The sequence below is a fragment of the Pseudomonas sp. KH_024_B2 genome (assembly GCF_057839965.1).
On sequence record NZ_CM174502.1, the window covers coordinates 3,134,401 to 3,149,680 of the forward strand.

Here is a 15,280-nt window from a genome sequence, read left to right on the forward strand (position 1 = left end):
AGCACACCGGACATAAAAGTTGACCTCTGCGGCGTACGCAGCAAGGTCACCTATAGAGCTAACAATCAGCCACCGAGTAACCGTACATGTCGATCTTCGAACAAGGGCTAGCCCCTACGGCTGTCAACCATATTGCCTTGTCTCCACTGAGCTTCCTCGAACGCACCGCCAGCGTTTACCCAAATTATCCCGCCGTCATCCATGGCTCGATTCGCCGTACCTGGGCGCAGACCTACACCCGCTGCCGGCGCCTGGCCTCGGCGCTGGCCGGTCGCGGCATCGGCAAGAACGACACGGTGGCGGTGATGCTGCCCAATATCCCCGAGATGCTTGAAGTGCACTTCGGCGTGCCGATGATTGGCGCCGTGCTCAACCCGCTCAACGTGCGGCTGGATGCCGAAGCCATTGCCTTCATGCTGCAGCATGGCGAGGCCAAGGTACTGATTACCGATCGCGAGTTCCATGATGTGATTCATGCGGCTATCGGCATGCTGGATCACCCGCCGCTGGTGATCGATGTCAACGATCCGGAATACGGTGAAGGTCAGGCGGTCAGCGATCTCGACTATGAAGCGCTGCTGGCCGAAGGCGACCCGGCATTCGCCTGGCAATGGCCGGACGATGAATGGCAAGCCATCTCGCTGAACTACACCTCAGGCACCACCGGTAACCCCAAAGGCGTGGTCTATCACCATCGCGGTGCCTACCTGAACTCCTTGGGCAACCAGATGACCTGGGCGATGGGCAACCATCCGGTGTATCTCTGGACGCTGCCGATGTTCCATTGCAACGGCTGGTGTTACCCATGGACCGTCACCGCCCTGGCGGGCGTGCATGTATTCCTGCGCCGCGTCGATCCACAGAAAATCCTCACGCTGATCCGCGAGCACCAGGTCACTCACCTGTGCGCTGCGCCGATCGTGCTCAACGCGCTGGTCAACATGCCGGAGTCGGCGAAGGCGGCCATCGATCACCCGGTCAACGCCATGGTCGCCGGCGCCGCGCCACCGGCCAAAGTGATCGGTGCCGTGGAAGAAATGGGCATCAAGGTCACCCACGTCTATGGCCTGACCGAAACCTATGGTCCGGTGACACTCTGCGCCTGGCATGCCGAGTGGGATAAGTTGCCATTGGAGGAACGGGCGCAGATCAAGTCCCGCCAAGGCGTGCGCTACCCGACACTGGAAGGCGTGATGGTGGCCGACTCGACGACACTGGAACCAACTCCGCGCGACGGTCTGACCATCGGTGAAATCTTCATGCGCGGCAATACCGTGATGAAGGGCTACCTGAAGAACCCTACCGCCACTGCCGAAGCTTTCGAAGGCGGCTGGTTCCACACCGGCGATCTGGCGGTCTGTCATCCCGACGGTTATGTCGAGATCAAGGATCGGCTCAAGGACATCATCATTTCGGGCGGCGAGAACATCTCCACCATCGAACTGGAAGGTGTGCTGTACCGCCATCCAGCCGTAATGGAAGCGGCAGTGGTCGCCCGTCCCGATGAGAAATGGGGCGAAACGCCCTGCGCCTTCATCACGCTCAAGGCCGATCACCAGGATATCCGCCAAGCCGACATCATCAGTTTCTGCCGCGAACACCTGGCTGGATTCAAGCTGCCGCGCACCGTGGTCTTCACCCAGCTGCCGAAGACCTCGACCGGCAAGATCCAGAAGTACGTGCTGCGGGAAATGGCCAAAAACCTCTAACCCCGACATTGATTTGAACTGCGGCAGGCGTTTCACCTGCCGCTTTGGGGTTGTGCACGCCGAAATCGGCCAGGCACCCGCCCCGCCCCCACACATCGACAACAAAAACAAAGGTGGAGCCCACAATGAGCGACATTCATTCAACCGATACCCAGCGTTGTGAACGCATCCGGACCAACCCGAAATTCCTCCAGCTGGTGAAGAGTCGTTCACGCCTGGCCTGGTCGCTGAGTGCCGCCGTGCTGGGCACCTACTACGTGTTCATGGCGGTGGTGGCCTTTGCTCCGCAGTGGCTGCATGCGCCGCTCGCCAGCCAAAGCCTGATGACCGTCGGCATGCCGGTAGGCGCGGCGATCATCGTGTTCTCCTGGCTACTCACCGGCTGGTACGTCCATAGCGCCAACACCCGTTTCGATGCACTGGGCGCGGCAGTTCTCGAGGAGAGCAAGTGATGAGCATGCTCCGTAAGCTGGTCCTCGCGGCCGCGGGCCTGCTGTTCGCCTGCGTGGTACTCGCAGCACCGACACTGGGCGCGGTGGAAAAACAACCGCTGAACCTGCATGCCATTGGCATGTTCTTCGTGTTCGTTCTGGGCACCCTGCTGATTACCCTGTGGGCTGCGCGCCAAACCAAATCCACCGCGGATTTCTATACCGCTGGCGGTGGCATCAGCGGTTTCCAGAACGGTCTGGCGATTGCCGGTGACTACATGTCCGCGGCTACCCTGCTGGGCCTTTCCAGCCTGGTGTTCGCCAAGGGCTACGATGGCTTCATCTATACCATCGGCTTCTTCGTCGGCTGGCCGATTATTACCTTTCTGATGGCCGAGCGCCTGCGCAACCTGGGGCGCTACACCTTCGCCGACATCGTTTCCTATCGCCTGGATCAGAACAAGGTCCGCATCTTCGCCGCGTTTGGCTCGTTGACGGTGGTGTGTTGCTACCTGATCGTGCAGATGGTCGGCGCCGGCCAGCTGATCAAGCTGTTGTTCGGCCTCGACTATCCGGTGGCGGTGGTGATCGTTGGCGCGCTGATGCTGGTGTATGTGATCTTCGGCGGCATGATCGCCACCACCTGGGTGCAGATTATCAAGGCCGTGCTGCTGCTCGCCGGCGGCACCACCCTGGCGGTCATGGCCATGTCGCAGTTCGGCTTCAGCTACGAGACACTGGCGGCCAAAGCCGTCCAGGCCCACGCCAGCGGCTGGAACATCATGGGCCCCGGCGCGATGCTCGCCGACCCGATCAACACCGCTTCGATGTCCCTCGGTCTGGTATTCGGCATTGCCGGCCTGCCACACATCCTGATGCGCTTCTTCACCGTGCCGAACGCCAAGGAAGCCCGCAAATCGGTGTTCTACGCCACCGGCTTCATCGGTTTCTTCTTCCTGGTGGTCTGCACCCTGGGCTTTGCGGCGATGGTCATTATCGGTACCGACCCGCAGTACTACGTCAACGGCGAAGTGGGCGGCACTTTGATTGGCGGCGGCAACATGGTCGCCATGCACCTGGCCAAGGCCGTGGGCGGCAACCTGTTCTTCGGCTTCCTCTCGGCGGTGGCCTTCGCCACTATCCTCGCGGTGGTTTCCGGTCTGGCCCTGGCCGGTGCCTCGGCGATTTCCCACGACCTCTACGCCACCGTCTTCAAGAAAGGCAAGGCTACCGAGAAGCAAGAGATGCGAGTGACCCGTATGGCCACAGTCGCACTGGGCGTCATCGCCATCCTGCTGGGCATCCTGTTCGAGAAGATGAACGTCGCGTTCCTGGTCGGCCTGACCTTCGGCATCGCCGCTTCGACCAACTTCCCGGTGCTGATCATGGCCATGTACTGGAAAGGCCTGACCACCAAGGGCGCGATAATCGGCGGTTTCGCCGGGCTGGTCTGCGCGCTGGTGCTGGTGATCCTCTCGCCAGCGGTATGGGTCACCGTGCTCGGCCACGCCAAGGCGATTTTCCCCTACGACCATCCGGCACTGTTCTCCATGCCGCTGGCCTTCCTGGTGATAGTCGTGGTGTCGAAACTCGACCGCAGCGTGCGGGCGGACAAGGAGCGTGATGCCTACGCCGACCAGTTCGTGCGAGCACAGACCGGCCTCGGCATAGCCAGCGCCTCCAGTCATTGATCTACAGGGCACGGCCCGCGCCAGCGACGCCGTGCCCATCGCACCACTGTCAAAACCGTCACAACCCGTCACAACGAGGTTCACGTTATGCCCGAATTCAACGCCCCACTGCGCGACATGCGCTTTGTCCTGCATGAAGTGTTCGACGCCCCGGCCTTGTGGGCGCGCCTGCCCGCTCTGGCTGACAGTGTCGACGCCGCCACCGCCGACGCCATTCTCGATGAGGCGGCCAAGGTCACCGCACACCTGATCGCGCCGCTGAACCGCAGCGGCGACGAGGAAGGCGCGCAGTGGCACGAAGGTCAGGTCAGCACGCCAAGCGGTTTCAAGCAGGCCTATGCCACCTACATCGAGGGCGGCTGGGTGGGTCTTTCCGGTAACCCGGAATTCGGCGGTCTGGGCATGCCCAAGATGCTTGCCGTGCAATTCGAAGAAATGCTCTACGGCGCCAACTCCAGCTTCGCCCTGTACTCGGCACTGAGTTCCGGCGCCTGCCTGGCGATCGATGCCCACGCCAGCGAAGAGCTGAAAAATCTCTACCTGCCGCCGATGTATGAAGGTCGCTGGGCGGGCTCCATGTGCCTGACCGAAGCCCATGCCGGCACCGATCTGGGGATCATCCGCACCCGCGCCGAACCTCAGGCCGACGGCAGCGTCAACATCACCGGCAGCAAGATTTTCATCACTGGCGGCGATCAGGACCTGACCGAAAACATCATCCACCTGGTGCTGGCCAAACTGCCGGATGCGCCGGCCGGGCCCAAAGGCATTTCGCTGTTTGTGGTGCCCAAGGTATTGATCAACGCCGACGGCTCCCTCGGCAATGCCAACGCCGTGAGCTGCGGCTCGATCGAACACAAGATGGGCATCAAGGCCTCGGCCACCTGCGTGATGAACTTCGACGGTGCCAGCGGCTGGCTGGTCGGCGAAGCCAACAAAGGCCTGGCGGCGATGTTCACCATGATGAACTACGAGCGCCTGTCCATCGGTATTCAGGGGATCGGCTGCGCCGAGGCGTCCTATCAGAGCGCTGTCGCCTACGCTCGCGAACGCATTCAGAGCCGCGCGCCCACCGGAGCCATTGCCAAAGACAAGATTGCCGACCCGATCATCGTCCACCCCGATGTGCGCCGCATGCTGCTCAGCATGAAAGCCATGACCGAAGGTGGTCGCGCCTTCGCCAGTTATGTCGGGCAGCAACTGGACCTGGCCAGGTTTTCCAACGATGCGCAAGAACGGAACACTGCCCAAACCCTGGTCGCGCTGCTCACTCCCGTGGCCAAGGCGTTTTTTACCGACACCGGCCTGGAAAGCTGCATCAACGGCCAGCAAGTACTCGGCGGCCATGGCTACATCCGCGAATGGGGTCAGGAACAACTGGTGCGCGATGTGCGCATTGCGCAGATCTACGAAGGCACCAACGGCATTCAGGCGCTGGACTTGCTCGAGCGCAAAGTGCTCGCCGATAACGGCGCTGCTCTGCGTCAGTTCACCGGCGAGATCCGCGCGTTCGCCGGCCAGCCCGATGCCATCTACGCCAAGCCACTGCTCGACGCCGTGCAGCGTCTGGAAAACCTCAGCGACTGGCTGCAAGACCAGGCCGCGACCAACCGCAACGAAATCGGCGCCGCTTCGGTGGAGTATCTGCACCTGTTCGGCTACGTCGCCTACGCCTGGCTCTGGGCGCGCATGGCTCAGGTGGCCGAGCAAAAACGCAGTGAAGACGAAGCTTTTTATGGCGCGAAAATCGCCACCGCCGACTGCTACTTCAACCGCCTGCTACCGCGGATATTGAGCCTGGAACAGTGTATTCGGGCTGGCAGTGCGTCGTTGTATGGCCTGAGCGCCGAACAGTTCTGACGATTGAACCTGTGGCGAGGGAGCTTGCTCCCGCCGGCCGGTCCGCGCTCGCGCGCAGCGGCCCTAAAACCAGCCGCCGCAATTCGTCAGGTAGAAAGCATCTGCCGGTTTTACGGCTGCTGCGCCCGAGCGCGGACCGGCCGGCGGGAGCAAGCTCCCTCGCCACAGGTTTTGCGCCCGACGCGTCTTTTTCGAAGTATTCCCCCGAATATCGAGCCCTGAAAGCTCGAGGCGGGAACCGCGTAAGTCTGCACACGCCCCTCCCGCAACACCAAACTGCCGCAGTGGTCAGAGTAGGATAAGATGCCTGCTAATCAGGCTTGCTGTGAGTAGCCCGCATGACAGATAACAGTCGGAACATTACCCGTCTGATCAAGAAGTACCCGAATCGCCGTCTGTATGACACGCATACCAGCAGTCATTTGACCCTTGCGGATATACGCCAACTGGTCGTCGATAAAATCCCGTTCGAGGTGGTCGACGCCAAGACCGGCGAGGATCTGACCCGAAGTATTTTGCTGCAGGTCATTCTGGAAGCCGAAAGTGGCGGCGAGCCGATCTTCTCCAGCGAAATGCTCATGGGGATCATCCAGTTCTACGGTCCCTACCAGGGCGTTCTCGGCAGCTACCTGGATAAAAGCATCCAGACGGTCATCGACGTCCAGTCCCAGACCGGCGCGCAATCCTCCGAGGCCTGGAGCGAGTTCATGCACCAGCAGGCACCGGTCATGCAGGATTTGATGCGCCAGTATGTCGACCAGTCCAAGGCGCTCTACCTGAACACGCAGAATCTTTTCGGCCTGTTCGGTGGCACGCCAGGCGCCGGTGGTGGGCCGAAAAAAAATGGCGATGGGGAGTAAACCCATCGCCATCGGTGCAACCGTTCTAATGTGACTTATTTGTTACCGCTTGCCTTGCCAGTCTCTGGCGCGGTTTTCCCGGCGGCGGCAGTCGCTGCTTCGAAACCGCTCTGGGCAACGTCAGTAGCCTGTTTTACAGCTTTCTGTGCACTTTCAAACACGGTACCGGCATTCGCCAGAGTCGACTTGAACGCGGCCACAACAGGCTCGGAGCCAGCCGGTGCATTCTTGCTGATCACTTCAACGAACTCTTGTACCTGCTGGGTGCCTGCCTCGACCTGACGTGTGGTCAGTTTGGCGATTTCCGACTGGGTGCCAACAATCAGCGCTTGCACCTGACGGTTGAACTCAGCCAGACGTTCGGCTTGCACATTCGGCTGGATGAAAGAAGCCTGCAACTCGGCGAACCCTTGTGGATCACGGACTGCCAGCAGCTTGCGGAAACCGTCGAACTGCTCCTCGGTGGAAGCCTGCAGTGTCTTGAACTGCAACTGGCTGAGCTGTTCAACGCTGGAGAAAATTTTGCCGCTGATTTGCTGCAGCAGGTCCAGGTTGGCTTTCTGAGCGTCTTGCAATTTTTCCGCATTGAAAAAAGTCATGCTTGAATCTCCTGATTCTGAAAGGCCGACATGGGCCTGAGGACGCGATAGCGATCCTGCCGGTCATCGCGTTAGCCTTGATATTGCAGTGCACAAATTCGTTTGGCAATGTTTTTTTGTGCACCGCACAAAGTTTTCTCACCGACCGCTGCCATTCGCTATAGACTCCTGAAAGGCGAACGCTCAGCCATGCTCTCTTTAATGATGAGCTGCAGGCGAGCTGCTTCTCATGCATAAAGCCAGGAGATCACCATGGGCCAGGAAGATATTATTGCATCGCAATATGACAGATTCTCCTCTCAACGCGGCCTGTTCGAACACCTGAGTCATCTGCAGCGCCTCAATACCCAGAACGTTCTCGACGCCCTGCGCCAGCGCCAGGAAAAAACCCTCGCGCCGCTGAACCAGGGTCAACTCAGACAACCCACGCCCGCTGACTGGCAGGAATACTTCGCCGACCTCGGTCAACGCAGCCTGCTGTTCTGGGACACTCTGCGCCAGCGCGGCGACAATACGCTGGCCCATGAACGCGCCGGGTATCCGCTGCTGCTCAAGTTCGATCATGAAACCCTGATCGCAGGCGCCGATCTCCCGCGCCCGGTCAACTATTCACTGTTGCGAATTCTCCCCGGGCCAGAGCACAGGATCGACAGCAACGGCCAACCGGTGATCATCATTGACCCGCGCGGCGGCCACGGTTCGGGAATCGGTGGTTTCAAACAGGATTCGGTATTAGGCGAAAGCCTCAGAGCCGGCCACCCGACCTACTTCATCTCTTTCAGTCATTCCCCAAAGCCTGGGCAAACCCTGGCGGATATCGTCGAAGCCCAGGCAAGGTTCATTGAAGTCGTCAGCGCCCTTCACCCAGCCAGCAGCAAGCCGATCGTCATTGGCAACTGCCAGGCAGGCTGGGCCTTGATGGGATTGGCGGCAACACGGCCGGAACTGCCGGGATTGATCATCATCAATGGTGCTCCCTTGTCGTACTGGGCTGGTCTCAACGGACGCAATCCGATGCGCTACAGCGGCGGCCTGCTGGGTGGAGGCTGGATGGCTCGCCTGGGCAGCGATCTGGGCAATGACCGTTTCGACGGCACCTGGCTGGTCAGCAATTTCGAGAACCTGGACCCGGCCAACACCTATTGGGGCAAGTACTACCAGTTGTTCAGCCAGGTCGACAGCGAGGCTGCGCGCTTTCTCGACTTCGAACGCTGGTGGGGCAGCCCGACCCTGCTCAATGGCGAAGAAATCGAGATGATTGTCGACGACCTTTTCATCGGCAACCAGCTGTCCGGCGGCCTTGGCCGCAAGAGCTCCGGCATTGACCTGAAGCGGATCGAAGTACCGGTGGTGGTGTTCTGCTCCTATGGAGACAACATCACCCCACCACAGCAGGCATTGAACTGGATCGCCGATGTCTATCCCAGCGATCTCGCTTTGCATGACGCCGGACGAACCATCGTCTACCTGCGGCACGCCAGCATCGGCCATCTGGGCATCTTCGTTTCCGGCAAGGTTGCCCGGCGTGAACACCGTGGGTTGCTCGGCGCAGTCGAAGCCATTACTGCGCTGCCGGCAGGACTGTATGAAATGCTGATCGACGATCTGCCCGCTGTCGGAGGGACCGACGGCACGCAATATGGCGTGCGTTTCGAATCAAGGCGAATCGCCGATATCCATGATGACGGCGAGCCGCCCCGTGATGACGATCGCGAATTCACTCTGGTGGAGCGTGCCTCTGAAATCAACAGCACGTTTTACGACGGGTTCATACGTCCGTGGCTACGCCAGATAGTCAACGAGCCCGTTGCCGAACTGATGCGCAGGACGCACCCCTTCCATCAGCAGCAAGTGCTATGGAGCAGCCTGAATCCGGCGCTGTGGTGGTTGGCCGGGACCGCCTCCCGGGTGAGCGGTGATCGTCATCCCGCACGCAAGGACAACCCGCTGCTGGCATGGCAAGACCTGTTTTCCAACCAGATGCAAGACGCCCTGAACGCTTATCGTGATGTGCGGGACGCAGCGCAGGAACTGTGTTTCTACGGTGTGTATGGCGCACTGAGCAGCCTCATCGACCGCGAGCCTGCGCGAAATCTTCAGGAACATGCCGACCTGCAGGACAAAGCCCTGATCGAACGCCTGCAGGATGCACTGCCCCATGGCGGCCCCCTGGAAGCGTTGGTGCGGATTCTGTTTCTGCTGGGCCGCGACAGCGACAAGGCGGGCAAGGAAAGCATCGAGAAACTGATCCAGCAGGTGCACCTGCTGGTCCAGGACTACAGCAATGAGCCTGCGGCCCTGCGCGAAGCCATCCGATTGCAGAACCTGCTGGTTTTTGCCCACCCGCAAGAAAGCTTGCGCAGCCTGCCCTTGCTACTGCCGGACACCAAGGCACGCCAACAGGTCCTCGCAGCCGTTGGGCAATTGATGCCCGAACTGCTGACAATTGCTGGAGTTGAAGGGGAATTCTGGCGCGAACTGCACGCGCTACTCGAAGTCCCCCTGCCAGGCTTTAGCCTGACCCAACCGCCTGGTGAAGCGGACACTATCCAGAAAGAGACACCTCTGGAACCATCCCCGCTTGCGGCAATACTGCCGCCGGAGATCACACCAACGCCCACCCCCGCCATCGAGGCTAAAGCCCCAAAGCGTAAAGCGAGCAAAAAGTCAAAAGGTCCCAAGCCCTAATGCCGATAAGTCAAGGCGCAGAACCTGTGGGAGCGGCGGTGCGGCGATCCGACTTGCCCGCGAAGAAAACACCGCGGTTTTTCAGGCATTACGCGTCATCGTTCTTCGCGGGCAAGCCACGCTCCCACAGGATCTTCGTCGCTTTCTTAACTTACCGACATTACCCCAAGCCCCAATGAACATTCACAAGGGATTACCGGTGCATCCGCTCGGCGTAGGAACTGGCGAAGCCTGCGATCTTTTGATTGTTGCGCAGATCAACTGGGTTCATGGGTCGGATCGGCGCAATCTCCTCGACCACAAGCAACGACTCATCGGCTCGATACTGGCCGGGCGTCATGGCGAACCAGCGGGTGCACGCCTTATGGAAGCTGCTGTGGTCGTGAAAGCCGAGCAGGTAAGCCACATGCTTCATGTTGAAATTGGAATGGCGCAGATAAAAGTCGGCAAACTGTCGGCGCATATCGTTCAGGACATCCTTGAATTGCGTGCCATCCTTCTCGAGGGCTCGTTGCAGCGTGCGCTTGCTGATATTCAATGCTGCCGCTATCGACTCCATATCATGCCCTTGCCCCTGGCTCATACGCTCGGTGATCAGCGCGCGAATCCTGCCAACAATGGACAAGCCGAACAACTGGTCCAGTTGAGCCTCGGCAAAACTGTCATGGAGTACGGCCAACTCTTCGTTGGCCATACTCAAAGGACGCAGAAGCTCCTGCCCATCAAACAAAATACTGTCATAGGCAGCGCCGAAACGTAGCGGACAGCCAAAAATTCGCTGGTGCTCCGAGGTGTCCGCAGGTTCCGGGTAGGAGAACTCCATACACAGTGGTTGCGGTAAGTTGCCACCCGTCAGCCAACGACAGAAGCCCAGCAATGAAGCCAGTCCGGCGTCCGTGTATTGCCGGGGTTTGACCGAGCCGCGCTGATGATGATCGAAGCAGGCCAAGCGGTAATGCTGCTGCTCCCGAACAAAGAAAAGGCTGAATCCGGTGCCAATCAGCGGGCTGAAACGAACCAGCCGTTCGAGGGCTTTTTTCAGATTCAAACTGGACATCATGGTGTAGCCGACGATCTGAATATTACTGGGATGGAAATTCCCATAGGCCTTCAAACCGATGTCCGGATCGCCAGAGACCTGAGCTGCCAGGTTCCATAGACGGTAGATAGCACTTCGATCGCAGAACGCTCCCGGTTTACTCGCGAGCGGCATGTCCAATCCAACCTCCTGACACAGACTGGCAGCATCCAGTCCTTGAGCCAGGATCGTATTCACCAGCACGCTGGCATAACCCGAGCTCATTCTATACATGGAGTCCCCCAATAACCTGTGAAACCGAACGTCCCGTCCGAGGCCATTACTGATCAGCGTTGAACAAACCTTAACTATATCGAACGTATGTTAACCATTCCTTACAATTCAAGTATTGATCCAGTATAGGTGCCATTCATTTTTTCGCGACCCGCCGAAAGGTCTAGATGGCACCTCTGGACACCAAACAGTCACCGACCAACACTTCCTCACGACCTGTCGATCCTGAACAATCTCTTCATCTTGCAGCGCAACAGATAAGGAAATTGCATGGAAACTGGTAATCGCATAGCAGTGGTAACAGGTGGCATGGGCGGTATTGGCACAGCAATCAGCCAACGTTTGTACAAGGATGGATTCAAGGTAATCGTAGTCTGCAGCGCCAATTCCAGCCGCAAGAATGACTGGCTGGCGACCCAACTGGAGGCTGGTTTCAAGTTCGAATGCGTCGAAACCAATATCACTGACTGGGAATCAACCAGCAAAACCTTTGAACTGCTGCGCGAACACTTCGGCCCGGTCGACGTGCTGGTCAACAACGCCGGCATCACTCGCGACGCCTCCTTTCGCAAGCTCACCCCGGAACACTGGAACGAAGTGATCGGGACCAACCTGACGGGCTTGTTCAACACCACCAAGCAGGTCATTGAAGGCATGCTGTCCAAGGGTTGGGGGCGGATCATCAACATCTCCTCGATCAACGGCCAGCGCGGCCAGTTCGGTCAGACCAACTACTCCGCCGCCAAAGCCGGCATCCATGGTTTCACCATGGCACTGGCCCGGGAAGTTTCCGGCAAGGGCGTGACCGTCAACACCGTTTCCCCTGGCTACATCCAGACCGCCATGACCGCGGTAATCCGCCAGGACATTCTCGACGGCATGATCGCGGCAACACCGGTCGGTCGCCTTGGCCAACCCGAAGAGATCGCCTCGATCGTCGCCTGGCTGGCCTCCGATGAGTCCGCCTACAGCACCGGTGCCGACTTCTCGGTAAACGGCGGCATGAACATGCAGTAACCCCAACCAGGGCATGAACGCCCTGGTTTGTTCGACGAATTTTGTCTTTCCTATGAGGTCATGCATGAACGAAGTCGTAATCGTTGCCGCCACTCGTACCGCCATCGGCAGTTTCCAGGGTGCCTTGTCTGCAATTCCCGCGACCGAACTCGGTGCCGCAGTGATTCGCCAGCTGCTGGAGCAGACGGGTATCGATGCAGCCCAGATAGATGAAGTGATCCTCGGCCAGGTGCTCACCGCCGGCGCTGGGCAAAACCCGGCCCGCCAGACAGTGATCAAGGCCGGCTTGCCACATACCACCCCTGCCCTGACCCTGAACAAGGTCTGCGGCTCCGGCCTCAAGGCCGTCCAGCTCGCCGTCCAGGCGATCCGTTGCGGCGACGCGGAGCTGGTGATCGCCGGCGGTCAGGAAAACATGAGTCTGGCCCCCTATGTGCTGCCCAAGGCACGCACCGGTTTGCGCATGGGCCATGCGCAACTGCAGGACAGCATGATCCAGGATGGCCTGTGGGACGCCTTCAACGACTACCACATGGGCATCACCGCCGAGAACCTGGCGCAAAAGTACGAGATCTCTCGCGAAGCACAGGATGCCTTCTCCGCCGCCTCGCAACAAAAGGCCGCAGCCGCCATTGAGGCAGGACGCTTCAAGAGCGAAATCACCCCGATCCTGATTCCTCAGCGCAAGGGCGATCCGCTGGTCTTCGACACCGACGAACAGCCGCGTATCGACAGCACCGCGCAAGCCTTGGCGAAACTCAAGCCGGCCTTCCAGAAAGACGGCAGCGTGACCGCCGGCAACTCTTCGACCCTCAACGATGGTGCTGCCGTGCTGTTGCTGGCCAGCGCCGCCAAAGCCCAGGCCCTGGGCCTCCCGGTTCTGGCGCGGATCAAAGCCTATGCCAGTGCTGGTGTGGACCCGTCGATCATGGGCATCGGCCCGGTCCCGGCTACACGTCTGACCCTGCAAAAGGCCGGCTGGAGCATCGAGGACCTGGACCTGATCGAAGCCAATGAAGCGTTCGCCGCTCAAGCGCTGTCGGTAGGCAAAGAGTTGGGTTGGGACGCCAGCAAAGTCAACGTCAATGGCGGCGCGATTGCCCTTGGCCATCCGATCGGCGCCTCGGGTGCCCGGATCCTGGTGTCACTGGTTCACGAGCTGATCCGTCGCGACGGCAAAAAAGGTCTGGCCACCTTGTGCATCGGCGGCGGACAAGGCGTCGGCCTGGCCATCGAGCGCTAACCAAAGCTAACTCGATAGCCAATGCGCGGGCAGGGAAAATCCTTGCTCCGCGCATCTGACGTCAAACAGTGCTGCTCGCATTTCTGCCAGCGCTTTGCCGGAATCAACCTGCAAAGCGCGGCTTATTTTTTTGCCCGGCTCATTTCGGTGAGCAAGGAGCTCTATGGACAACAACGCGCATACATTCACTACCTACTGGTCAGGCCAGGTTCCATTCATCGCTTCCTTTGCGGTGCAACAATTGCGCGTATGGGTCAGCACCAACCCCTGGTTTTCCGGGCACGAGCACAGCGCCTGGTTCGAGCTGCCTCGCGAAACACTGGATAGTCTGCAGGCGGACTACCAGCTTCAATGGGGTCAACTCGGCCAACAGCTGCTGACCGGTCAACCCTTCAGCTTCGATGATCGACGTTTCGCCAGCGGTAACTGGAGCCAGCCACTGTTCGGCTCCCTCGCCGCCTTCTATTTGCTCAACTCCAGCTTTCTCCTGAAATTGCTCGATACGCTGCTGATCGAAGACAAGAAACCGCGCCAACGCCTGCGCTATCTGGTGGAGCAAGCCATCGCCGCCAATGCACCAAGCAATTTCCTGGCAAGTAACCCGGATGCCCTCCAGCGCGTGGTTGAGACCAAAGGTGCCAGTCTGATCACCGGTCTGCAGCATCTGGCCAGCGACCTGCATGAAGGCAAGATGCGCCAGTGCGATAGCGGCGCCTTCAAGGTGGGCGTCGACTTGGCCAACACCCCCGGCGAAGTCGTCTTCGAGAATGAACTGTTCCAGCTCATTCAGTACTACCCGCAAAGCGAAACCCAGTACAAGCGCCCGGTATTCGTCGTACCGCCGGCGATCAACAAGTACTACATTCTCGATCTGCGTCCGGACAACTCGATGGTCCGCCATCTGCTGGAACAGGGACATCCGGTATTCCTGATGTCCTGGCGCAACTTCGACCAGGAACACGCAGGCACCACCTGGGATGACCTGATCGAGCGCGGGGTGATCAACGCACTGCAAGTGACCCGCGAGATCAGTGGCGAACAGCGACTCAATTGCGTGGGCTTCTGCATCGGCGGCACCCTGTTGAGCACAGCGCTGGCGGTACTGGCGGCGCGCGGCGACCGTGAGATTGCCAGCGTCAGCCTGTTGACCACGTTCCTTGATTACCTGGATACCGGTCCGATCGACATATTCGTCGACGAAGAACTGGTGGCCTACCGCGAGCGCACCATCGGCGGCCAGGATGGCCCCATCGGTCTGTTTAAGGGCGAGGACATGGGCAATACGTTCTCCCTGCTGCGCCCCAACGATCTGTGGTGGAACTACAACGTCGACAAATACCTCAAGGGGCAGAAGCCGATCCCGCTTGACCTGCTGTTCTGGAATAACGACAGCACCAACCTTCCAGGCCCGATGTACTGCTGGTACCTGCGCCACACCTATCTGCAGAACGACCTGAAATCAGGTGAGCTGGAGTGCTGTGGAGCCAAGGTGGATTTGCGTGCAATTGACGCTCCCGCTTATATCCTTGCGACCCATGACGACCATATCGTGCCCTGGAAGAGTGCCTACGCCAGCACCAACCTGCTCTCCGGGACCAAGCGCTTTGTACTGGGCGCGTCCGGGCATATCGCCGGCGTGATCAATCCGCCTGCCAAGCAGAAACGCCATTACTGGACCAACAATCGGGTCACGAAAAACCCGGACACCTGGTTCAAGAATGCCGAACAGCAACCTGGAAGCTGGTGGAATGACTGGTTCAACTGGCTGGCCGGACACGCCGGTGAGCGCCAGCCTGCGATCACCGAGATCGGCAATGACAAATACCCGGCGCTGGAGCCGGCGCCAGGCAGTTATGTGAAGCAATGAAGG

General features: G+C 59.5%; 11 protein-coding genes. 9 read left to right on the forward strand and 2 right to left on the reverse strand.

The window, feature by feature from the left end:
- Positions 1-86: 86 nt before the first annotated feature.
- The 5 genes from AC3I0A_RS14710 to phaR all read left to right on the forward strand — a co-directional run bounded on the left by AC3I0A_RS14710 (position 87) and on the right by phaR (position 6,551).
- Positions 87-1,709 (forward strand): acyl-CoA synthetase, encoded by a 1,623-nt coding sequence (locus AC3I0A_RS14710; protein WP_489372627.1) that lies wholly within the window; start codon positions 87-89, stop codon positions 1,707-1,709.
- A gap of 125 nt (positions 1,710-1,834) precedes the next feature.
- Complete coding sequence (locus tag AC3I0A_RS14715; protein WP_489372628.1) at positions 1,835-2,161, forward strand: DUF485 domain-containing protein; 327 nt, start codon at positions 1,835-1,837, stop codon at positions 2,159-2,161.
- Positions 2,161-3,831, forward strand: a complete 1,671-nt coding sequence (locus tag AC3I0A_RS14720; protein WP_489372629.1) for a cation acetate symporter — start codon at positions 2,161-2,163, stop codon at positions 3,829-3,831. The genes AC3I0A_RS14715 and AC3I0A_RS14720 overlap by 1 nt, the downstream gene beginning before the upstream one ends.
- Before the next feature lie 87 nt (positions 3,832-3,918).
- The gene (locus tag AC3I0A_RS14725; protein WP_489372630.1) at positions 3,919-5,691 is read left to right on the forward strand and encodes an acyl-CoA dehydrogenase C-terminal domain-containing protein; all 1,773 of its coding nucleotides are present in this window, start codon (positions 3,919-3,921) and stop codon (positions 5,689-5,691) included.
- Between the two features lie 338 nt (positions 5,692-6,029).
- Entirely contained in the window at positions 6,030-6,551 is a 522-nt protein-coding gene (gene phaR, locus AC3I0A_RS14730) for a polyhydroxyalkanoate synthesis repressor PhaR (RefSeq protein WP_489372631.1), read from the forward strand.
- A gap of 35 nt (positions 6,552-6,586) precedes the next feature.
- On the opposite strand, the gene phaP is transcribed toward phaR, so the two are convergent.
- Positions 6,587-7,150 (reverse strand): TIGR01841 family phasin, encoded by a 564-nt coding sequence (gene phaP, locus AC3I0A_RS14735; protein WP_489372632.1) that lies wholly within the window; start codon positions 7,148-7,150, stop codon positions 6,587-6,589.
- A gap of 252 nt (positions 7,151-7,402) precedes the next feature.
- On the opposite strand from phaP, the gene AC3I0A_RS14740 reads away from it, so the two are divergent.
- Positions 7,403-9,838, forward strand: a complete 2,436-nt coding sequence (locus tag AC3I0A_RS14740) for a DUF3141 domain-containing protein (RefSeq protein WP_489372634.1) — start codon at positions 7,403-7,405, stop codon at positions 9,836-9,838.
- A gap of 193 nt (positions 9,839-10,031) precedes the next feature.
- Here AC3I0A_RS14740 and AC3I0A_RS14745 read toward each other — a convergent pair whose 3' ends face one another.
- Entirely contained in the window at positions 10,032-11,150 is a 1,119-nt protein-coding gene (locus AC3I0A_RS14745) for an AraC family transcriptional regulator (RefSeq protein WP_489372635.1), read from the reverse strand.
- A gap of 270 nt (positions 11,151-11,420) precedes the next feature.
- Here AC3I0A_RS14745 and phbB point away from each other — a divergent pair, with 270 nt between their 5' ends.
- From phbB to phaC, 3 genes are all read left to right on the forward strand, one after another.
- The gene (gene phbB / locus AC3I0A_RS14750) at positions 11,421-12,167 is read left to right on the forward strand and encodes an acetoacetyl-CoA reductase (protein ID WP_489372636.1); all 747 of its coding nucleotides are present in this window, start codon (positions 11,421-11,423) and stop codon (positions 12,165-12,167) included.
- Positions 12,168-12,231: 64 nt separating this feature from the next.
- Positions 12,232-13,410: an acetyl-CoA C-acetyltransferase gene (locus AC3I0A_RS14755; RefSeq protein WP_489372638.1), complete on the forward strand. Its 1,179-nt coding sequence runs from the start codon at positions 12,232-12,234 to the stop codon at positions 13,408-13,410.
- A 163-nt stretch (positions 13,411-13,573) separates the two neighbouring features.
- Positions 13,574-15,277, forward strand: coding sequence for a class I poly(R)-hydroxyalkanoic acid synthase (gene phaC / locus AC3I0A_RS14760; RefSeq protein ID WP_489372639.1), 1,704 nt, complete (start codon positions 13,574-13,576; stop codon positions 15,275-15,277).
- Positions 15,278-15,280: the final 3 nt, after the last annotated feature.